Source organism: Trichocoleus sp. FACHB-6, from assembly GCF_014695815.1.
In the GTDB taxonomy this organism is placed as follows: Bacteria; Cyanobacteriota; Cyanobacteriia; order Cyanobacteriales; family FACHB-T130; genus Funiculus; species Funiculus sociatus.
The window spans coordinates 14,724-36,771 of the sequence record NZ_JACJOY010000025.1; the positions used below are offsets into that span (position 1 = coordinate 14,724).

The window sequence follows — 22,048 nt, forward strand, 5'->3', positions numbered from 1 at the left end:
TCAATTATTCTAAGACACCTGTGCCTCGACTGCCCTCAGCATGAAGTAAAGAGTTAGGGGATGCGATCGCAAGACATCAAGTATAATTTTTTCTTATTTTATTGATGGCTTTTTTCAGACCATCGGAATGAATCCAACCTACAAAACCACCATAAATTATCTTCCCATTATTGTCTGCCAAAAAGATATGATCGACTCCTAGTGGGTTTTTCCAAGTTCTAACAACCGTTTTATCTCTAAGAGTAAATATAGGTCTAGATTTCTTAAAATCTCTTTCGTCAGCAAAAGTCATTCCCGGCACATTTTCTAAATCTTTTATAACTTCCTCTGTAACCTTACAAATAGAATCAGCTACTTTGGATTGTTGGGTTTTAATTTGATTTACTATCTCCATGCTAAATTTAGCTAAGGCAACAGCAATTAATCCTGTGATTCCAATAACTGCTATACCACCCATCATTCCAGCGGAACCGCTAATAGTTGCTAAAGCTATTGTGATAGCAACCCCACTCAAGCCTGTCGCAGCCATTGTGATAACGAATATTACTCCAAGCATCCCCAAAGTAGAATTTTTTTTCATTACTTCCTGCATCTGCTATAGCAATCCTATTTGAGTTGTGACTACCTTTTAAACCTCCCGCACAGGCGCTCTAGGGGGCAAGATAGAAGTTGATAGAAGAGTTACGATTGCGCTATATTACCTTGATATTTTGTTAATAAATCCTCACTATAGCAATCCTATTTAAGTTGTGAACGAGTATCTGTCCCTACAGGGTTTCACGAATCATTTAGGATTGCTATATTTCCGGAATGTGCAAGTCTCCCGCCTAACCTCATCCCCATAGAAGTGATATTAATAGAAAATATTTAGTAATTCATCCGAAAAATTACGTGTATTTTCAGCCCTATATTCAAAATTATAGTAATTACCACACTTGCTAAAAAAGCTAATTCAAATGATAAACGAGCGCTTTCCTTTTATAAACTACTCCACAAATTGCTGCTAACAACAACCAACCCAAAGTATTTACTCGTAAATCAAAGAGGGTTACATCTACAGTGTTAAATAAAGTGCAGCAACCAAAAGCAACTAAATAAGTAAAAATAATTAATTGATTTTGTGGGGAAGCGGTGAAGTGCATCTTTGCTAATAACAGGATACCTTGAGCCATTACCCAACCGACTAATCCAAAAAATAAAATTGTTGCTGGGATGCCAGTTTCAGCAGTTAACATTAACAACAAACTGTGGGGATGTCCCAGCCAAATTTGCATTTTTGCCTCATAGAGAGGCGTAAAATTTCTTAACCCCCAACCAGTCCAGGGACGTTGCTGCGTCATCGACCAAGCAAACTTCCATTGGGTTGTTCGTAACAACGCTATTGGTCGGTCTGGATAACGCTGGTCGGTGAGTCGCTCCCAAAAGTAAATTGGGACAATGATTCGCAGCCATTCTCGCACAGGTGAAGGGCCAAAAGCTGCCCAGAGGACGGTAGTAGCAACACCTGCGACTAGGGCAATTAGCCAACGCCAACCCTGATAGAGCGCAAAGGCGAGACAGCTGACGATGACAATTGCCCAAGCGTTGCGGGAGTTGGTTAAGATGAGAGCGATCGCATTCCCAATTACCGCCACACTCAAAAACACCCAGCGCAGCCAATAAGAATCCCTTTTTTTACCTTCGTTCCCATGCTGAGGCTGGGAATGCAATTCTTGGAGGCTCCGCCTCCCCCAATCCCTAAGAAAGCTAAAGGATAAGTGAGGCGGCCTAACGAGACTTCCCCCGCCTTCGGCTCCGGCTCCCCTCTGGGCTTGGGGAGAGGGGCTGGGGGTGAGGTGCTTTTGCCTTTTAGTTTCTTCAATCCACAGTCCTAGCGACAGAATGAAAACAATTTGCAAATACGCCGCTAGGATATTGGCATACATAAACACCGAAGCCATCCGTCCGGGGGGATTGCCTTTAGGTTCAAGCGCCCAACCCACGATACCTTGCAACTGTGCTGGAGTTGCCCAACCTAAAAATATCTGTCCGAAGCCTAGAATAACTACTGGTACTGAAGGAATAACCAGAATCCAAGCTAGCCGCCGCAACTGATTTGGTGTTTGGATCAGTTGACTGTAAGCAGCAAACAAGAGGAAAAACGGGAATAAATTAGCTAATCCCAGAAAAGCTTCAGCGCGATTAAAAGCAAAAGCCGCTGAAATAATCAAGATTACGCTCAAAAGAGCAAATCCCCAGTTGAGGGGGCGACGGATAATTGTGCGATACTTTTGCTTCCAGGTGCCTACCAATGCCAAGAATATTCCCAAGGCACCCAGAATCGGAATGAAGGGAAAAATTAGTAACCCCAGCTGGGCATAGTTCCAAGATGCCTGCAAGCTGGGGTCAGGATGTTGGGAAGAAGGCAAAAGAATTTTCCTCATTTCTTTTTGCTTTTTCTTTTGCTACCCCTTTTTTAAGGAGGGTTGGCAAAGTGGTTTCATTTACTAAAAGAAAATTTTTTAACGTTGATTTTGGCTGGCAGTAGGGGCATGGCAATGCCATGCCCCTACAAAATGTCGCAAATTTCGATATTTTCTAAGGGTTGTATGAAACCACCCTGCTTTTTTAAGGATGGTAGGGCGATCGCATAAGTACCTTTTACGCCATTTCCCAGCACTCTGAGCGAGTGAGGCGAATTTGTGCTAGGGCAAAGATGATCGGGATAATGCGACCATAGTTAGTAGCGATCGCTCTCCAGCCTAAATCGGCAAAAAACCATCCCCACATCACAGGCCCCACCAAGGCAAATACACTCCGGAGGGCACCATAACGGGCAGCACTCATTGCCATACCTCGCTTAGCTGTTTGCAGCGCCACATAATTCTGAAACTGTGCCGCCGCCACCGCACCACCTTGAATAACTGTTTCTTTGGCAACTTGATAGCTGGCAAACTGAATCGCAAACTGACGGGCGATTTGTTGCAGCAATATTGGCTGCACAATCGAACTGACAGCCAAAGCGCTACCGCCTTTGACCAGTAAACCTACAGGATCGTGCTGCAAGTTTACTGGCAACGGGTCGGAAAGTTCAGAATTTGCCAGACTTCCCTGTATTCTTACAGTCATTGCTCTTTGTTCTTGTCGTGGCAGTTGTTTCCACACCCGTCCCATCAGGTTGAGAAACACTTCTGCCTCTAAATCTGTAGTTGAAAGTTCTGCGGAGTAGGGAATTTTCAGGTAACGACAAACCTGAATCAACGCTTGGCGATACGTCACTTCGCCAGTGCGTCCCCGCAATACCGTCACTCCATCTGCTGCCAAAAAGCGAAATCTATCTTCGATAGCATCTAACCAACTTTCGCGATCTTGACTTTGGATGTCTATCGGTTCAGGTGTCTGAACGTAATCTAAGGGATTAAATTTGCGACGGAACAAGATGTCCGTCAGGTGCTGTAATTCTTCTTCTGTAGCTAACTCCAGCGCGGCTCTCAGCTCGTCCAACTTGCAATCCTCCCAGACCCCAGATGCGGTGCTGTCCCTTATTCTACTCATATATACCTTAAGGCTGTGGGTAACAAGCTATGTTTGATGTAGCGGTGATTGGTGCTGGAATGGCGGGACTTACCTGTGCGAACCAGTTGCACCAAGCTGGATATAAAGTAGTTGTGGTTGACAAATCTCGTGGTGTTGGGGGACGGGTAGCGACGCGCCGATTGCAGGGTACTTGTGCAGATCATGGTACGTGCTATTTAAAACCACAAGGTGAGTTGTTGCAAAAGTTTGTCGGGGTTTTATGCGATCGCAACATTCTTCAAGTTTGGACGGATACTGTTTACGAATTAGATACTGGATCGCCGTCTCAGTTAATAGAAGCAAAGCGATATCCTCGTTATGTGGCACCTGCTGGAATGACTGCGATCGCTAAGTTTTTAGCTGCTAATCTAGAGATGCGATTGAGCCAACGAGTGCAGGCGCTTAGTCTCACTGGGGAAAAAACTTGGAATCTCACTTTTGAGGAGACAGCCGACGAATTAACAGCAAAAGCTGTAGTTGTGGCAATTCCAACGCCTCAAGCTTTGATGTTGCTGGAATCTTTAACCCAAACTATATCATCAGCATTTCTGGATATTTTGCGGTCTGTGGAGTTTTACCCTAGTCTTAGCGTTATGGCTGGTTATTCCCAGGAATTTCCTCTACCAACCTGGAAAGCTTGTAACATCTCAAATGACTCTGATTTAGCCTGGATTGGTTTAGACAGCAGCAAACGCCAAAATCCAGAAATGCCGATTTTTGTTCTACAAAGCAGTGCGGAGTTTGCCCAAGGTTATTTAGATGCCCAAGATTTAAGTTCAGCTGCACAGCAGATGTTATCCCGTGCTGCACAGTTGCTAATTCCAAGACTGGATTCCCCGGAATGGTTGCAAATTCACCGCTGGCGCTATGCTTTCCCCTGTAATCCTTTGAATCTTGATTGCCTTGATGCTGAGACACTATTGCCTTTAGTTTGTTGTGGCGATTGGTGCGGCGGAAACTTGGTGGAAGGGGCAATGAATTCTGGATTAGCTGCTGCTGTCAGGATAAATCAACAGATGGAGATGCGAAGTCTTCCAGGGGAAAGTTTCTTGGATGCTCTCTAGCAACAATCCGTTAGTGATGGGTAAGGAGTTAATTGAAAACTATGGAAGATTCTATCCAAGTAGTGGATTACGATGCTAATTGGTCTATCCGATTTGAGCAGGAAAAGTCCCAGATTCTCAACGCCCTCGGTGATGCTGTCTTGGATATTCAACACATTGGCAGTACCTCAGTACCAGGATTGGCGGCTAAACCGATTATCGATATTCTTGTAGGCGTGGAGGAGTTACCACCAAGCCCCACCGACATCAAAGCTTTGGAAATACTCGGCTATGTCTACCAAGGTGAGGCGGGTATTCCAGGGCGGCACTTCTTTCGTAAAGGAATGCCCCGCACTCACCACCTTCATCTAGTGAAGCTGGGAAATGAAGTTTGGGAAAACCAACTTCTATTCCGCAATTTTCTCCAGCACCACCCAGACAAGGCGAAGCAATACGAAGCTTTGAAACGCAAGCTGGCTGTTCAATTCCGGCTAGATCGAGAGGGCTACGTCCAGGCAAAGGCACCTTTGATTGAGCAGATGCTCTCGGATGCTAGGGCTTGGAGCAAGCCGTGTGAAGCAAGCGGGTGAATCAAGTTTTTCAGCCGTAATTCTAGTGCTGAGACAATCACATCCAGTAATGAACCTCACCCCACGCCTGAAGAAAGCCGATTGGTGCAAGTTCTTGATGGCGCGATCGCAGCCTCCCCTTTTGTAAACTTTTATTGAAAAATGTAAACTTTTGTTATATGTTTATTACAGGAGAGAAAGATTCGTAAACCAGAGGCTTCTGGTTTGACACTTTTGGCGAATCTAAAAATACATCCATGACGTATACGATCGAGACAGCTCAAGGCATTTTCCCTACTACCCAGGTAGCTAATGCTGTTCCAGCTACCACGCAAGCCTTCGATAAGCTCAGCGTTGACGATCAACTGGCATTACTTTGGTTTGCCTACACCGAAATGGGTGTTTCAATTACTCGCGCCGCTACAGGAGCCGCCCGCATGATACTAGCGGAAGGTTTACTAGCCCAAATTAAGCAGATGCCTGCTGCCGCCCAAACGCAAGTCATGAACGATCTTGCTAACCGTGCTGACACTCCCATCAGCCGCTCCTATTCTTCTTTCAGCGTCAACACCAAACTAGGTTTTTGGTATGAATTAGGAGAATTGATGGCACAGGGTATTGTCGCTCCCATCCCTCCTGGCTATCAAATGACACCTGAAGCCTCAGCAGTGCTAGAAACCATTAAGAAACTCGATCCGGGTCAGCAAATCACAGTTTTGCGTAATACCGTAGTCAACATGGGATTTGATCCTGCTCTTAACGATTACGCAAAACCCGAAGATCCCCTGATGACACCAACCGAGCTAGCTTCTCGTGCTAACGTCAAAATCGAGGGCATCACTGAGCCTACGGTGCTGAATTATATTCAGAACATGAACGCATTTGACTTTGAAGCTGCTGTGGCTTTATTTGTTGAAAACGGAGCATTGCAACCGCCATTCCAGAAGCCGATTGTCGGTCATGAGGCAATTTCTGCATATATGCGTGAAGAATGCCAGGGACTCAAAATGATGCCACAGAAGGGCGTATCAGAGCGCATAGAAGATGGCTATACGCAGCATAAAGTAACAGGCACAGTAGAAACACCTTGGTTCGGTGCTAGCGTTGGGATGAACATTGCGTGGCGCTTCTTACTAAATCCCCAAGGCAAAATTTTCTTCGTAGCAGTTGACTTGCTGGCATCCCCTAAAGAACTGCTAAATCTGACTCGTGGGTAGAAGGCTAAGTCGCTTTGAGACATAGTTAGGTTGGGTTAAGGTTGAGAACCCAACAAGTCTTCTGGAGTTGGGAAAGTGCGATCGCATTTACCCAACTCCTAATTTTGTTTTATCAATGTAATCCAAGTAATCCAAAAATTACGGCTCCTCAAGTAATTGGGAAGCTAATTTTATGGCTTCTGCTGGGGTGGATATTCTGCCTTCGGCGCGTGCCAATCCCAGCGCCGTGAGGACTTTACCAACTTGTGGCCCAGCTTTTAAGTTGAAAGTTTGCATTAACTGTGTACCCGTGACCAGTGGCGTAGGATGGGCAACTTGATTATCAGGGGTGAGGTAGAGGTTGATTAGGGGTGCCAACTCTGCTACAGGTGTCCCAGATGCCACAGCTAACACTGCCAAAGCCGGAAAGACTTGCCCTACTCCGCGAAAGAAAAAATACTGTTCTGGTAAAGACATCTGGGATGATTGCAATTGGGGTAGGTATTTAATTGCAGTGGTGAGGGCGCGAATTTCAGCGCGACTGTATTTTAAATTTAATAATTCAGCTTCGGCTTGTTCCGGGATGGGTGACAGCAGAGTTGCCAGTTTTGCAATTCCCAACCAAGAGGTTTTTAAGGTATCGCCTACTGGTTTGGAGAGTAAGTTTCCTAACTCAGCCCAAGTTTTGGCTAGTACAACAGCCGAAGGTTCAATAACTGTCAATTTTTTACAGCCGGCTGATCCCCCCAACTCCCCTTCAAAAGAGGGGCTAAAGGCACTCTTAAACCAAGTTTGAAGTAAACCATCCTTAATAGCCGCAATCATCCAGGGTGTGCCGTCAGGAGTGTTGAGGAGATAAGCTAACTCTGCTTGCACCCGTTCTGATGACACTTGCCCTAGCAAGGGCGCTAATTGGCGAATTACGGTTAGGGTTTCGGGTTCAATGATAAAACCCAGCTGGGCGGCTTGGCGGTAAGCGCGTAGTAGCCGTAAAGGGTCATCTTGCAGATTTTTGGGGGAAACCATGCGGATGATGCCTTGCTGCAAATCTGCATAGCCGTTGAGGGGATCGATGAGTTCGCTTGTGTGGGGATTGTAAGCGATCGCATTCATCGTATAATCCCGCCGCCGTAAATCTGTCTCTAAATTTGCTCCTTCAGCTTGAGCAAAATCAGCGGTTGCTTGGTCAAATACGACTCTGGCAATCTGTCTAGAGGCATCCAACAGCACAAAACCCGCCTTGTAGCGACTGGCAATTTTTCGCGCTGTCTTTACCGCATCGGTGAGTAGGACAAAATCCAAATCCAGGTACTCGCGGCGACGTTCCAGCAAGGCATCCCGCACGGCACCACCTACCATATAAGCAGGAGTAGCCAGCAATTCCAGGCTAAAAGGCCATGTTTCGGGAGATAAGGCAGAGGAATTAGTCATTAGTCACCTTAAGGGTTGAAAAGTGGGAAAGTTGAAACGATTAAGGTTCTAACAACTTTCCTACATTCAAACTTTCCAACTTTCCCACGCCAAAGCGCAACCAACAAAAAACTGATGCAACAAAAATCAACCCTGACGGTAATTAATATCAAGTGTTGTCTGCGCTAGATTAACAGAAAAGCCTTCGGAGGCTGCACCATGTGTATTTGTATTAACTGCCATTACGTAGATCGCTGCACCACCTACAATGCCGTAGAAACGCAGCATCAGGTGCCTCACCTGACTGAAACACCTGATTTTGAGGCTACTGAACCCACAATTAACGTGAATATCCGTTCGATGGACGATTTTATTGAAATGGAATGGGATGTTGTGGGTTGTCTCAGCTTTAAACAGGAAACTGGCAAATGGGCGAAGTTGCGTCCTGGTGAGCTAGTGCCAACCTGAAATAAGCTGATAACAACACAGCGATCGCTCTTGAACGGCGAATCGCGCCTAGCTGTTGACGGGCCTTTGTCAAAAATTGCCCGTCCTCTAAAAAACCTGGCATAACTGCCGGGTTTTTGACTCTCAGTAATTTCGCTCAGATCAAGAGTAGGCGATCGCACTGTTTTATAAAGTTGCGTTGAACTTGGTGAATGTTTTCAGTGAAAATTCTGTGATCTGTATTTTATAATACATAAATAATTAAAATAATCTTTAGATTTATACCGAATCCACCCCCATTTACGGAAATGCTTTAGGTGAAATAACGGACGATTTATACAGCGATTCCCTGTAGTTTGGAACTAAGAGCTAAACTTCAGAGAATTATTAAAGTAATATGCGCTCTGACATAATCGTAAAAACTATTGAGAACCTGGCACAAGACCCGTGTAACTGCCAGATGGACTGGGATAACTCAGATTCAGACAACGAGTATGGAGAAGCGCTTGATACTAAAGTGTTGCAAAAATGGCGAGAGTCATTAGGCGAAAGCGCTTTAGAGTTTATGATGGGTATAGTTGATATTTTTGTCGAGGAGGCTCCCAAAAAGCTGCGAGCGATCGCGATCGCTGTAGCAAAAGGAGATATGGCAGCATTAGAGCATCAAGCTAACAGCTTCAAGTCAAGCAGTGCTGCCCTTGGCGCAACCAAACTCTCAAAGCTTTGCCAGTATCTAGAATCAAACGGTCGCGGTGGCAGCAGACCAGACGATTTGGGCATAGCAATCCAGCTTTATGTTGAGTATGCCAGATGTAAAAGCGCTTTGTATAGAGAATTACAAAAATTTCAGGCTGAAAGCAACGCCTATAGGGAAAAGTCGTTTTTTTGATTGACACTTATCCCGGAATCGCGTCAATATGAGTTAATAGATGAAGCTTTATTAAGTTACCTTAAATGTCCTTCGATTTTGTATCGCTGGAAAACGTCCAAGAAATTGCTCACCAATACGGTTATTGGGCAGTTTTTTTGGGAATTTTGATTGAAAACCTGGGAATTCCCCTACCCGGTGAAACGATTACTCTAGCTGGGGGGTTTTTGGCAGGTAGTAAAGAACTGAATTACTGGTTTGTGCTAGGTAGCGCGATCGCTGGTGCAGTCGTAGGCGGTACCTGCGGCTACTGGATTGGCAGATATGGCGGCTGGCCTTTACTGGTGAGTGTAGGGCGAATCTTCCGCATCCGCGAAGAGAAACTCGCCGAATTTAAAAATCAGTTTAGCGAAAACGCCGGGAAAACCGTATTTCTCGGTCGTTTCTTAGCGCTGCTACGGATTGTTGCCAGTCCCCTAGCTGGAGTTGCCGAAATGCCCTTTCTCAAATTCATGATGTATAACATTGCCGGGGCAACGGCGTGGGCATCGGTGATGGTAACTTTATCATTTTTCGCAGGGCGAATCATTCCCCTAGAAAAATTAGTTTTGTGGGTAGCACAATTTGGCATAGTAGCTTTGCTGGCGGTAATTGCCTGGATTGTCGTCCCCCTCTGGTTAGAGGCACGCGAAGCTAAACGCGAAATTGAAAAAAGTTAAAATATCCTCGTTCCCAGTCTGAGACTGGGAACGCATTCAAGAGGCTCTCCCTCAAGTGATGCCTCACTTTCAGTTTAAAGTCCTTCCTCAACTATGTATTCGGCACGAGCCGATAGATAGTTCCAGTCCGAGACTGGAAGAGACTTTAATCCGCTTTCTGCGACCAAACGCGAGTAGGCAATCCCCAAACGTAGATAAACCCTTCAGCTGCCTTGTGGTCAAACTGATCTTCAGCGCCATAGGTAGCTAAGTCATGGCTGTAGAGAGAATTGTCAGAGTTGCGTCCCACAATCATCGCGTTGCCTTTAAAGAGTTTAACCCGTACTGTTCCTGTTACCCGCTCTTGTGTTTGTTGGATGAAGGCATCCAGAGCGGCTTTTAGCGGACTATACCACAGACCGTTATAGACTAACTGGCTGTAAGTTTCTTCAATGCCCCGCTTGTAGCGGGTGACATCTGCGGTCAGAGTCAAGCTTTCTAAGTCGCGGTGCGCGTGGATTAATACCAGCATTGCGGGAGATTCGTAGACTTCCCGCGATTTGATACCCACAAGGCGGTTTTCGATCATGTCGATGCGTCCGACACCGTGGTTTCCAGCTAGCTCGTTGAGTTTAGTAATTAGAGCCACTGGCGAGAGGTTTTCGCCGTTAATGGTGGTAGGTAAGCCTTTCTCGAAACCAATCTCAACATATTCTGGCTCGTTGGGTGTATCCGCGATCGCTTTGGTGAGCGCAAAAACTTCTTCCGGCGGTTCCGTCCACGGATCTTCCAGAGGGCCAGCCTCAATTGCTAAGCCAAGCAAATTGCGGTCAAGGCTGTAAGGCGAAGACTTTTTCACTGGCGATGGAATCCCGAAGCGTTCGCCGTAGGCAATTGTTTCCTCGCGGCTCATGCCCCATTCCCTTGCTGGTGCTAAGATTTTGAGGTGGGGATTAAGTGCGCCAATCGACACGTCAAAGCGCACCTGATCGTTACCTTTGCCAGTGCAACCGTGCGCGATCGCATCTGCACCGTATTTTTCCGCAGCTTCTACTAATATTTTCGCAATCAACGGACGAGCCAAAGCAGTCGCTAAGGGATAGCGATTTTCGTAAAGTGCATTCGCCTGAATCGCCGGAAATCCATAATCTTTGACGAATCTCTCGACTACATCAATTACTAGCGATTCACTCGCACCCGATTTTAAGGCTTTTTCCCGGATTGGATCTAGTTCATCTCCCTGTCCTAGATCCGCCGCCAGGGTAATCACTTCTTTTACTCCCCACTCCTCTTTAAGGTATGGGATACAGACGGAGGTATCGACTCCACCTGAATATGCCAGCACCACTTTAGTAGCACGACCCATTTATCTCTCAATCCCGCAAAACAACGAGTTCTTATTATGCAACTAATCTTTGTCCATTCTTGTCAGTAATATCACAGATTCATATTCAATTATGGGCTTACCTCTTCTTTGAGGGATACTGTAAACAGTTGTATTCCAGGGGAAACGGTGTTTTTTAGCGTTGTCATTCCAACTTACAATCGCAAACCTATTTTGGAAAAGTGCTTGAGAGCGCTAGAATCTCAGCAGTTGGGCGCTTATAGTCGAGTTACAGGCTACGAAGTTGTGCTGGTGGATGATGGTTCGACGGATGGGACGCTGGAGTGGCTAGAATCGCACGCTGCTGAGTTTCCTCATGTGCGATCGCACTCGCAAGACCACAAAGGGCCAGCCGCCGCCCGTAATCTGGGAGTAGAACAGGCTCAAGGTGACACTATCATTTTTATTGATAGCGATTTGGTTGTCACTGAACATTTTCTCACCTCACACGCTAATGCTTTGGTGCAGGGACAGCAGAAGTTAGGATGCGATCGCGTCTTTACCTATGGTTGGGTGATCAATACCAACAACTTTGAGAACCCGACTTCTGAACCTTACAAAATTACGGATTTTTCAGCCGCTTACTTTGCTACCGGAAATGTAGCGATCGCAAAGCATTGGTTGGAACAAGCTGGACTTTTCGACACCCGCTTTCAACTCTACGGCTGGGAAGATTTAGAACTAGGTGTTAGGCTCAAACAACTAGGGTTAAAACTGATTAAATGCCCCGAAGCTGTCGGTTATCACTGGCATCCACCCTTTGCCTTAGAACAAATTCAGGGCATGATTGGTAGAGAAATTGAACGGGGACGCATGGGAGTTTTGTTTTATCAAAAACACCCTTCTTGGAACGTGCGAATGATGATTCAAATGACTCTGCTGCACCGCATCCTCTGGGGACTACTTTCTCTTGGCGGTAGACTTAACGAACAGACAATGGCACCCTTTCTACAATGGTTAATTGACCGAGGTAATCCCCAATTAGCTTTAGAAATTGCCCGAATTTTCCTTAACTGGTATAACGTTCAGGGTGTTTATGCTGCTTACGCCGAGATGCAGCATAAAGCTTAAATCATCAAATTTGGTTGGTTCATTGAGTCCGCGCAGGCGGACTTAGTTTGTATAGCCGCGATTTCTAATCGCTAGGTGCTTTTACTGGGATGCAATCCAATTCTTCCCAAAGAAGAATTAATCTTACAAATTACCAATTATTTCTTGATAATATTGCTCTTGCTGATTGGGAAGAAAAGCTGTAGCTTGCAAAGTTTTATTTTTAATTCTCCAGGCTTTGGTTATCTGAATCTTACTCAAGAAATCGATGTCATGGGAAATAACGCAAATTGCCCCCTGAAACTCCGATAACGCTTCGACAATCTGAGCAACTGTTTCTAAATCCAGATTGTTCGTCGGTTCATCCAAAACCAGTAAATCAATTGATGAAATACTTATCATAGCCAATGCTAGTCTAGCTAACTCACCTCCACTTAACAAATTAGCCTTTTTATTGACTTCATCATTGAAAAACAGAAAATGTCCTAACTGTTGCCGTAAAAGTTGATAGGCAAGACTTGAATTAGCTTTCCGCATATTTTCTAAAACTGTCATTTCCCTATCTACTAACTCATAATTCTGGTCGAGATATACGACTTGCATATCTTTTGAAACTAAAACTTCGCCCCCCTCAAGAAAAAGTTGGGAACTCTGATTTCTAATACCCAGAATTGCTTTCACCAAACTTGACTTACCCGAACCATTAGCTCCGGAAACAGTAACCCGCTCTCCCGATGAAATATGAAGCTGTATATTTTTGAGGAGAAGTTGGTTTCCAATTTTGAGTTCCGCGCCTTGAATATCAATGAGATTTCGCCCCTTTTTACTACTTCCTTCCTCCAAACTTACCAGAGTAACCTTATTTGTCTTAATTTTAGAAGCTTCAAATTTTTGCATTGCTTTAGCCACGGTTGCTTCATGTTTTTTTGAAGCGCTTCCAGCAGCAGAGGATGCTAACTCAGAAAAGAAACCTCTTTCTGCCCTTCCCATACTTCTATCGTGAGCTTGTAAGCGTCCTTCTTTTCTTGAGCGTGCAGCACGTTTTTGTTCCTCTAAGGCTGCCTCTTTGACACGTAGGAGTTCTTTTTTTGCTACTTCATGTGTCCTTAAGGCGACCTGTATTTCTGTCTCTTTTTGTGCTTTATAAGCAGAATAGTTACCGCCGTAAACCTTCAGTCCCGATTGAGTTAATTCCCAGGTTGTATTCACAACTTGGTCTAAGAAAAAAGGTTTGTGAGAGACTATTACGAAAGCTCCGGTAAAGTCGGTTAAGAAATTCTTCAAAGTCTCTAAAGCTAGAAAATCCATGTGATTAGTGGGTTCATCCAGCAATAAGAGACTTGGCTGTTTAGATAAACCAATCGCCAGAAATAGTTTAGTTATTTCTCCACCGCTTAAACTTCCAATCGGTAAAGACATATCAATAGAGGTGCCTAGTGTCGCCTCTAATATATCTCCGATTTCCCACCATTCATCGGATAATGAACTGAGAAAGTTGAGAACAGTATTTTCTTTAATTTCCTGTTTTATTGTACTAATTTGCGGTAAGTAATAAACAGCGTGACTAATCACCGAACCAGAGCTGGCTTGGATTTCACCAGCCAAGATTTTTAAAAATGTTGACTTGCCTACCCCATTAGCACCAACCAGAGCAATGCGATCGCCTTTAGCAATCCCAACTTTAATCTCCTTGAATAAAGTTCTCCCTGAAGCAAATTCGTAGCTAATATTTTCAGCTACTAAAAGTGATTTTACATCCATAGTAAAAGCTCCTAGGTTTAATTTTTATTGGTAATGCTATACCTCATACCCCCTTAAAAAGGGGGTGAGATATGTATTCCTAGCGCATCGGAAGAGAAATGGGTAGCAATGATTAACGCTTGGGATTTTTCCTCAAAGCTTTATGGATTTTTTTCCATTTCTCTTTCTCGACTAATTGCGCCTTTTTATCCTGTTTGCGGCTCAAATATGCAACTTCTTGTTCCAGTTTTTGATAGTTGTAGAAACGTTGCTTATCAAGCGTACCCTCAAAAATCGCCTGTTGCACTGCACATCCAGGTTCTTTCTCATGTTGACAATCGCCGAAGCGACACAACTTTGCTATAGTTTCGATATCCGAAAAAGTTGACTGCAAACCTTCATTTCCAGCCCATATTTGTATTTCTCGCATTCCCGGAGTATCTATCAGCAAACCCCCAGAAGGTAAGATGATTAACTCTCGATGTGTTGTGGTGTGACGACCGCGACTATCTCCAAGGCGGACTGATTGAACAGCTTGAATGTCTTCACCTACTAATTGATTCGTAATCGTGGATTTTCCCACTCCAGAAGAACCAATTAGGGCTACAGTTTGCCCAGTGGTAAGGTAAGGGGTTAAAGCTTCCAGTCCAAGGTGCGCGATCGCGCTCAGAATGATAATCTCTACACCGGGCGCGATCGCTTCTATTTCAACTCGTCTTTCCTCAACTCGATCGCACAAGTCTGCTTTGTTCAGAATGATGACTGGATTAGCGCCACTTTCCCAAACTAAAATCAGATAGCGTTCAATTCTTCTAACATTGAAATCCCCATCCAATCCCGAAACTAGAAATACCGTATCAATGTTAGTACCAATGATTTGCTCATCTGTGATTGCGCCTACAGTTTTCCGAGAAAACTTACTTTTGCGCGGCAAAATCTCATGGATTAGTGCTCTTTCTTCGCCATTAATGGGGCTAATTACTACCCAATCTCCTACCGCCGGGAAATCTGCGCGTCCTCCGGCTTGGTGGCGCATTTTCCCCGTAACTTCTGCTCTTTGCTCTCCAAATTCAGTATAGAGAAGGTAAGTGTTTTTCTGCTCTATAGCGACTCGCCCAACAGTATATCCCTGTTGCAAGTAGCTATTGAAGTTTTTGGCAAAAAAACTATTCCAGCCTAATACCTCTAAATTCATTTAATTTTCCTCTAGGTGTGCGTATGCTGACCGCTACACTCACAGAGGAATTGTGAAAATTATTTGCGTACATCTGTGAGGTTAGGGTGTTGTGTCTTGATGGTTATTGGTTTCAATCGCGACAATATCCTTCATGGTTTTTTCTCCTTTGATACTTTTCAAGAATGTTCCAATCGAGCTTGTAACATCGTACTACAAGGAATCAATCGAAGCAATGTAGTTTACATAACTTAGGAATCTTCACAGATCAGATATATTGAAATAAGCGCGATCGCTTAGCTTATATTATTGGCGCGTTTGGCTTTAGGGCATCACCCAATCAGGCGACTCGAAGGAATGAAGTTAGTAAACGTAGGGTGGGCTACCCCCAACTTGCTTTATTAGGACTCTAGAGAGATGTAGCGTTTGAAAAACAAAACCCAACAACCAGTAACCGAGGGGGAGTTGTTGGGTTTAGGTATCATTATCAACCTAAAAATTCCTAAAAAAAAGGATAAGTGAGGCGACGACCGCCTCACTTATTGCATTCCCAGTCAGAAAATCTTAACGAGTAAACCTCTTTATCGTGCGGAAGCAGCCTGTGCTTGGGAACCAGCCGACTTCAGCTTGCGCGAGGATACTGACCTTGGCAAGGTGTCTAGTTTAGGTTGAACATTAGACACTGCTTTGGCTTCTAGGTTATTAAAATCTTCCGAGCTATTAAGGATTTGAACAACTTGATCTAAACCTGTCATTTCCAAAATAATTCTGACTTCGTCGCTGCTTGAATGAATAAAAGCTTTGCAACCAGACGCTCTAGCCATTCTCAAAACTGAAACTAGAGCCATTAAGCCAGAACTACTCATAAAGGTGACATTTCTCAGGTCGAGTAGAACAATTTTAACTCCCTGCTTAATCAGGATTTCGATATCACGGGTAAACTGGGTAGCCTTAGAACCATCCAAAACATCAGGAGATTGAACGACTTTAGAAAGAATGCTCATATAGATACGCCTCAATTAGTAAAAGAAAGGGGAAAAATTTTGCTGAAATGGTTGTTAAAAAGGACAACAGATTTATGTGCATTTGTTATGCCAAAAGTGGCAGCTTGCACTCCTGGAAATAGCGAGCGATCGCATTCTCTAGAGATGGCAGCAAAACACCCCTTTCGCTAGTCAGAACGCTGTACTTTGGACGCGGTGCCAATAGTTGGACTTGCATGGGACGAGCTTCAACCTGCTTGGCATCGAGACGAGCGCATCTAGCCGCAAACCTTGCCAAATCAGCCCAGGAACTCTCGCCTGAGTTAGCGATGTGCCACAAGCCGTACTCGCCATCAATTAAAAGATCGAGGCTGGTATTGACAAGATCCGGAATGTATGTAGGTGAGATAACCTCATCCTCTACCGCTACGAAAGGCTTTCCAGCGGAGAGCGTCCGTAGGGCAACGGTGATAAAGTTATACTCGTCCCACGGCCCAAAGAAGGCGCTGGTACGGATTACAAGTGCTGAGGGCAAGGCTTGTAAGACACGCACCTCAGCTTCAGCTTTGCTGCGTCCGTAGACGTTAAGCGGTGTAACAGCATCGCTTTCAACGTAGGGAGAGGTAGAAACTCCATCGAAAACAAGATCCGATGAGAAGGTAAGCAGTTGCACTCCATGCCGAGCGCAACGTTCGGCTAAAACTGCTGGCCCGTCGGCATTTTCGCGTCGGCAAGCATCAGGTTCTAGTTCGGCATCATCTACGCGAACATATCCGGCGGCGTTGACAATTGCCCAAGGCTTCAACTCTGTTAATACACTATCAACAGAGGCAGGGTTAGCAATATCCATCTCTCTGCGTGTTAAGAGATGGTATGGAATACCCCGAAGGTCGCACAGTCGAGCAAAAGCATTTCCTAGCGTCCCGGTTGCTCCTGAGATTAAAAGAGGACGGAGGGATTGTGGATTTTGGATTTTGGATTGTGGATTTTCTCGGAATTGGGAATTAGAAATTGGTGAGGAGGAAGTGTTCTTATCTTCCCAAGTCCCAAGTCCTAAGTACCCAGACCCTTCTTCGCCAGTTCCCAGTCCCGAATTGCAACTTACTGGAGGATAGAGAAGTCGCTGGGATCGCCACCACCAACCAGGTACATCAAGAAGCGGATGCTCGCATGTCTCACCTTTTGCCAAGTCGCGGATCATTCGGGCAATTGCTGTGGGACGCGGGTGAGGCGATCGCAAGTCGAATACCCCAGGCTCATAGTGGCCTTCATCCCTAGTCACCAGGCTATTCCAGTCGTAGGAACCCAACAGCGACCAAGCAGTGATGGCACGCAAGTCTATGCCTTCGGAACGCACAGTGTTTGCGGCATCCCAAACTTCCTTAAGCCAACGCAACTGCTCTTCGCGGGTGCAACCGTGGTGTACTTCGGTGACTGCGATCGCTATTTCGTAGCGTTCCCATACTTCTTTGATGAGTGTACGCGGCCCTGCTATCCCTTCGGTGCAAACCCGCACCGCTTCTACATCTGCGTATTGATCCCGCCCGTTGCTTCCATGCGTCCAACTAGGATAACGGTCAAGGCGCTCATCAAGGAAGCGATCGCTTGTCAAGTAATGATTAATGCCCATTATGTCCGGCGGACAGGGATTTTCCAGAAACCACTCAAGATCAGCTTCATCGATCCCCACCACCTTACGCAGATATGACCAAAGCGGATGAGCTTGGTTCAGGCGACCACACAGCAGATCGAAACTCAGCCAGCGACGCTCATTTTCAAACTCTGCCTGATACGCCATCTTCGGCGTACTGAAAACTTTACACAAGTCTTCCGTTTGCACCAACTTTGCAGCTGGGTTAATTTGACGAATCGCCTGCATCGAAAGAATAACAGCGCGGCACTGCGTCAACAACGCTTGAATGAAAGTTAAAGCATCCCGGCCGTGAGGATACCAGTGACCATATAATCCGCTAAAACGCGCCGTAGTCAAAGGCTCGTTGACAGGCGTGTAATTTTCCACCCAAGGATAACGCTCAGCAACCGCGTGGGCAAACTCTGCCAGCCCAGTCGCAAAGGATGGATCAATCAGGCTAGTATGACGCGGGCCGCTACCGTGGTGAACTAAGCCGACAATCGGAGTGATGCCTAGTTCTTGCAAACGTCCCAGTCGCTCATCCGCCCACGACCAATCTGCCTTATCTGGCCCTTCGGGGGCAGTTAGTTCCCACAGCACCGGGTAGCGAATGGCAGTCACGCCGAGTTCGGCAAACAAGTTCAGGTCATCCAACCGGGTTCCGTGACCGTTGCGCTCCATCTGGTTGAAATAGCGATCGCCTACGCGATTAACGGTACACTCTAGGCCCGCCCACATCTCCAATTTTGATTTTTGATTTTTGAATTTGGAATCTTGAATTAATTCAGAATTCTTAATTCCTATTTGCCAATCTAATGATGCTTTTGTCATTTTTCACTCCTCATTAATTCGCTGTCGCGTCACAGGTACATTAGGTAATGTCCACCATTAGTCACGGGTAAGGTGGGCATCACCCACCCTACAGAACAATGACTAATAACCCATGACTAATGACTAATGACTAATGACTGCTTTTCCCATTACCGTTTGCTGTCACCGTTTCCGCCTGTGGGCGTTGCTCAACAATTTCGTTGAGACTAACATTCTGGGTATAGCCGCTTCTACCTTCTACTGGTTCTAGTTCTAAAGGTAGTTTTGTGCTGATCTTTTCGTGGATGGAAAGAGCTTGAGCGACCACTTGATCCATGTTGTAATACTTGTAAGTCGCTAGCCGCCCCACGAAATGCACACCAGGAGTTGCATCAGCCAGTTCCTTATATTTCTTGTAAACTTCAGCGTTTTCTGGACGCGGTACTGGGTAGTAAGGATCTCCCTCGGCGCGGGGGTACTCGTACACAAGGCTAGTTTTAGGATGCTCTTGTCCCGTCAGATACTTAAACTCTGTTATCCGGGTATATAGCTGCTCGTTGGGATAGTTTACCGTCCCGGTTGGTTGATGGTTTGGCTGGTTGAGGGTTTCGTGCTTGAACTCTAGGGAACGGTAGGGAAGCTTGCCATAGCGGAAATCAAAGTAAGCATCAACTGGCCCGGTGTAAATCATCTCCCGATACGGCATTATCTGCTGAATTTCCCGATAATCGGTGTTGAGCATGATTTTGATGTTCGGGTGAGACAACATTTTCTCGAACATCCGGGTATAGCCGTGCAATGGCATCGCCTGATAAGTATCGGTAAAGTATCGGTCGTCGCGGTTGGTGCGAGTTGGTACGCGAGCCGTAACTGATTTGTCAAGTTCCGAGGGGTCGAGATCCCATTGTTTGCGGGTGTAACCACGGAAGAACTTCTCGTAAAGTTCCCGTCCGACTTTGCTAACAACTACATCCTCCGAAGTGCGGATATATTCTTTCTTTTCCGCAACCGACGCAAAGAACTCTTCAAGTTGAAAGGAGGTGAGATTTAGTCCGTAAAGTTTATTTACGGTATCGAGGTTAATGGGAATTGGAACTAATTGACCGTCTACACTAGCTAGTACGCGATGTTCGTAAGAACGCCACTCGGTGAAGTTTGAAAGGTACTCGAAAACTTGGCGGGAGTTGGTGTGGAAGATGTGCGGGCCGTACTTGTGTACGAGAATGCCATCATCATTGTAGTGGTCGTAAGCGTTGCCACCAATATGCGATCGCTTGTCTACAATCAGAATCTTCTTTCCTGCCTGACTCGCCAGCCTCTCAGCCAAAACGCTTCCAGCAAAACCAGCCCCAACAATGAGATAATCAAACATTTTTTTATTCCGCCTTTTGAATTGCGATTAGGAATCTTGCTGGCATAAAAAAATACCAGCTACGTACAGTAACAACCTCTTCAACTTTGAAAACTCAGCCTTGTGCAACTTACTCGAAAAGGCACTTTCAAAGTTATATCTGACCAAAATGGAACAAACTCTAGAAATACCGCGATTTAATTTGCGTTTGTAAAGTGGACTACCCCACTCTGAGAATGCAAACCTTATCCTCGCGCGGCAGCATCTTGACTCTCTTAGCCTGTGGAAACGCTTTGCATATCCGGCGTTAACGCCTCTTTAGAAGACACACTTGCGTTGCTGATTACACCTTCCACCAGCTGCATCATTCTTCCCCAAGTAGAATCCCAAGAATTGTCGGCTAAAAACTCATCCACCTTGTTCAGCCACTCAGATTCGTGAGATTGATTCAACGCCGTCTCAACTGCGGCAACAAAATCTGGTACTGTGTCTGCAATCTGTACCAAACCCATATCCCCGTAAGGACGCACCACATCGCGGATGGAAGTAGACACCACTGGTTTACCAGCAGCGAGGTATTCTGGGGTTTTTGTGGGACTAATAAAGCGTGTTGACTCGTTATGAGCAAAAGGCAACAATGCCACATCCCATCCAGCAATATATGCAGGCAACTCTTGATAAGATTTGCCACCCAGATAATGAATATTGGGGTGGCGTGGCAAAACTTCTGGATCTATTTTGACAACTGGACCAATAATAACTAAATGCCAGTCAGGACGCGCTTCGGCAATGCCACCAAGCAAGTCGATGTCCATGCGCTCGTCTATCACCCCAAAAAATCCCAGACGCGGGTGGGGAATATCCACTTGATCTGCTGGTTCTTGTGTAACTTTGCGTTCAACGTCTCGACATTGTGCAAAGTGCGCTTTGTCAATGCTACTCGGAAATGCGTAGACGTTCGGGTGCTGGTTACGCTTGCTCTCGTAAATACTTTGTCCGCCTGTAAATACCAAGTCTGCACGGCTGAATAGTTCAGCTTCCAGGTCTTTTAGGGCAGGTGGCGCTCCCTTAAATGCAGATAGCTCGTCCATGCAGTCATAGACAACAACCTGCGGCTCTAAGTGGCGCGAGAACCCCATAGCCATCGGCGTATAGTACCAGAGGATGTAGTCGCTAATCTGCGCTGCATCAAACAAATCATCTAACATCACCTGTTGAGTGGTTTTTACTGCTTCTTCACTCAGTCCTTCTCTCAGGTGCGGCACTACAACGCAGACTCCATCTTCACCGATGCTAATATCAATTCGCCCCTCGGCATCGGCACTAAAAATTGGCTCTTCGATAAAAAATACACGTCGCTGCTTGCTAAAGCGGCTTAGGAGATGCTGAGGTCGCTGATAGACAAAATTCCAACGTAAATGCGACAAGCACACCAGATCCGGTGTATCTGAAAAGGAAGATTTAGGAAAATCAAACTTCAACTTTGATGATGCATTTAGGGATGGCGATTCGGGTGCAGTTTTAGAAGAATTTTCTATTTCCCATGCTCCAACACTGCTAACACTATTGTTCACTTTTTTTTCCTGTTGGGACATAACTAGCCTCGGATAGTTATATAATCGAAATATGGCTTCCAAAATTGTCTTACCCTTGAAAGGGAAAAGCTAATTCAGAAAGTAAAACATGGCATTTTTTGCAGCCTTCATTCTTCAGAAACAGCAATAACAAACGTAATAAAGCACCAACTAGCGCTTTGCGAACCGTGTCTTAACTTGCCAAGCATTTATTAAAAACAGCTTGGTACTGTATGTAAATTTACCTGATAAGTCTGCCGTTTCCTTCTCCCTGAAGGATGAATTTTATGTAAATGCTAAAAAAGACTATCGTTGGTCTTAGGCTTTACTAGAGCGGCTTGCTAGTCTTTCTAAAGAAAGGGCGGGATGTAAAATAATTTTGTGCTATAGAATACAAAGAATGCTGTGTAAAGGGCATTATTCCCAGGTAAAATGCCATAAAAATAGGTGGAATAGCTTTTTGCTGCTGCATTCCGAGGGGAGCGATCGCGCTGTTGCCAATCAGTCAGAAAATTGGAACAACTAAGCACGCGATCGCACAGTTGCTTTTGACTATAAGGTTT

General features: G+C 45.4%; 17 protein-coding genes and 1 pseudogene. 7 read left to right on the forward strand and 11 right to left on the reverse strand.

From position 1 onward, the window contains the following. Window positions 1–76: 76 nt before the first annotated feature. The 3 genes from H6F66_RS04640 to H6F66_RS04650 form a co-directional block, all read right to left on the reverse strand. Window positions 77–592, reverse strand: coding sequence for a hypothetical protein (locus H6F66_RS04640; protein WP_190418707.1), 516 nt, complete (start codon window positions 590–592; stop codon window positions 77–79). A 355-nt stretch (window positions 593–947) separates the two neighbouring features. Further along, window positions 948–2,423 carry an O-antigen ligase family protein gene (locus H6F66_RS04645; protein ID WP_190418709.1) on the reverse strand — a complete coding sequence of 492 codons (1,476 nt, stop codon included), beginning with the start codon at window positions 2,421–2,423 and terminating at the stop codon, window positions 948–950. 217 nt (window positions 2,424–2,640) lie between these two features. After that, window positions 2,641–3,483: a YaaW family protein gene (locus tag H6F66_RS04650; protein ID WP_190418790.1), complete on the reverse strand. Its 843-nt coding sequence runs from the start codon at window positions 3,481–3,483 to the stop codon at window positions 2,641–2,643. An 80-nt stretch (window positions 3,484–3,563) separates the two neighbouring features. On the opposite strand from H6F66_RS04650, the gene H6F66_RS04655 reads away from it, so the two are divergent. From H6F66_RS04655 to H6F66_RS04670, 3 genes are all read left to right on the forward strand, one after another. Beyond that, on the forward strand, window positions 3,564–4,619 hold the full coding sequence (locus tag H6F66_RS04655; protein WP_190418711.1) for an FAD-dependent oxidoreductase: 1,056 nt from the start codon (window positions 3,564–3,566) through the stop codon (window positions 4,617–4,619). Between the two features lie 41 nt (window positions 4,620–4,660). Further along, the gene (locus tag H6F66_RS04660) at window positions 4,661–5,188 is read left to right on the forward strand and encodes a GrpB family protein (RefSeq protein WP_190418713.1); all 528 of its coding nucleotides are present in this window, start codon (window positions 4,661–4,663) and stop codon (window positions 5,186–5,188) included. 236 nt (window positions 5,189–5,424) lie between these two features. Then, window positions 5,425–6,384, forward strand: a complete 960-nt coding sequence (locus tag H6F66_RS04670) for an orange carotenoid protein N-terminal domain-containing protein (protein ID WP_190418717.1) — start codon at window positions 5,425–5,427, stop codon at window positions 6,382–6,384. A 138-nt stretch (window positions 6,385–6,522) separates the two neighbouring features. Here H6F66_RS04670 and H6F66_RS04675 read toward each other — a convergent pair whose 3' ends face one another. Beyond that, window positions 6,523–7,794 carry a CCA tRNA nucleotidyltransferase gene (locus tag H6F66_RS04675; RefSeq protein WP_190418719.1) on the reverse strand — a complete coding sequence of 424 codons (1,272 nt, stop codon included), beginning with the start codon at window positions 7,792–7,794 and terminating at the stop codon, window positions 6,523–6,525. A 198-nt stretch (window positions 7,795–7,992) separates the two neighbouring features. On the opposite strand from H6F66_RS04675, the gene H6F66_RS04680 reads away from it, so the two are divergent. The 3 genes from H6F66_RS04680 to H6F66_RS04690 all read left to right on the forward strand — a co-directional run bounded on the left by H6F66_RS04680 (window position 7,993) and on the right by H6F66_RS04690 (window position 9,807). Next, window positions 7,993–8,241 carry a Ycf34 family protein gene (locus H6F66_RS04680; protein WP_190418720.1) on the forward strand — a complete coding sequence of 83 codons (249 nt, stop codon included), beginning with the start codon at window positions 7,993–7,995 and terminating at the stop codon, window positions 8,239–8,241. Window positions 8,242–8,617: 376 nt separating this feature from the next. Next, a complete protein-coding gene (locus tag H6F66_RS04685) occupies window positions 8,618–9,109 on the forward strand; it encodes an Hpt domain-containing protein (protein WP_190418721.1) in 492 nt (163 codons plus the stop codon). 65 nt (window positions 9,110–9,174) lie between these two features. Continuing rightward, the gene (locus tag H6F66_RS04690) at window positions 9,175–9,807 is read left to right on the forward strand and encodes a DedA family protein (RefSeq protein WP_190418722.1); all 633 of its coding nucleotides are present in this window, start codon (window positions 9,175–9,177) and stop codon (window positions 9,805–9,807) included. Window positions 9,808–9,952: 145 nt separating this feature from the next. Here H6F66_RS04690 and H6F66_RS04695 read toward each other — a convergent pair whose 3' ends face one another. Then, a complete protein-coding gene (locus H6F66_RS04695) occupies window positions 9,953–11,152 on the reverse strand; it encodes an argininosuccinate synthase (RefSeq protein ID WP_190418723.1) in 1,200 nt (399 codons plus the stop codon). Window positions 11,153–11,299: 147 nt separating this feature from the next. Between H6F66_RS04695 and H6F66_RS04700 the strand changes: the two genes are divergently transcribed. Continuing rightward, window positions 11,300–12,241 carry a glycosyltransferase gene (locus H6F66_RS04700; protein ID WP_190418724.1) on the forward strand — a complete coding sequence of 314 codons (942 nt, stop codon included), beginning with the start codon at window positions 11,300–11,302 and terminating at the stop codon, window positions 12,239–12,241. A gap of 123 nt (window positions 12,242–12,364) precedes the next feature. On the opposite strand, the gene abc-f is transcribed toward H6F66_RS04700, so the two are convergent. The 6 genes and pseudogenes from abc-f to H6F66_RS29200 form a co-directional block, all read right to left on the reverse strand. After that, a complete protein-coding gene (gene abc-f / locus H6F66_RS04705) occupies window positions 12,365–13,981 on the reverse strand; it encodes a ribosomal protection-like ABC-F family protein (protein ID WP_190418725.1) in 1,617 nt (538 codons plus the stop codon). 112 nt (window positions 13,982–14,093) lie between these two features. Then, entirely contained in the window at window positions 14,094–15,155 is a 1,062-nt protein-coding gene (gene rsgA, locus H6F66_RS04710; RefSeq protein ID WP_190418727.1) for a ribosome small subunit-dependent GTPase A, read from the reverse strand. 560 nt (window positions 15,156–15,715) lie between these two features. Continuing rightward, window positions 15,716–16,138, reverse strand: coding sequence for an STAS domain-containing protein (locus tag H6F66_RS04715; RefSeq protein ID WP_190418728.1), 423 nt, complete (start codon window positions 16,136–16,138; stop codon window positions 15,716–15,718). A gap of 85 nt (window positions 16,139–16,223) precedes the next feature. Next, window positions 16,224–18,488, reverse strand: a complete 2,265-nt coding sequence (locus H6F66_RS04720) for a family 1 glycosylhydrolase (protein WP_347269340.1) — start codon at window positions 18,486–18,488, stop codon at window positions 16,224–16,226. Window positions 18,489–18,711: 223 nt separating this feature from the next. Further along, the gene (glf, locus tag H6F66_RS04725) at window positions 18,712–19,932 is read right to left on the reverse strand and encodes a UDP-galactopyranose mutase (RefSeq protein WP_190418729.1); all 1,221 of its coding nucleotides are present in this window, start codon (window positions 19,930–19,932) and stop codon (window positions 18,712–18,714) included. A 317-nt stretch (window positions 19,933–20,249) separates the two neighbouring features. Next, window positions 20,250–21,506, reverse strand: a pseudogene (locus tag H6F66_RS29200) (glycosyltransferase family 1 protein); the annotation flags it as partial. Between the last annotated feature and the right edge of the window lie 542 nt (window positions 21,507–22,048).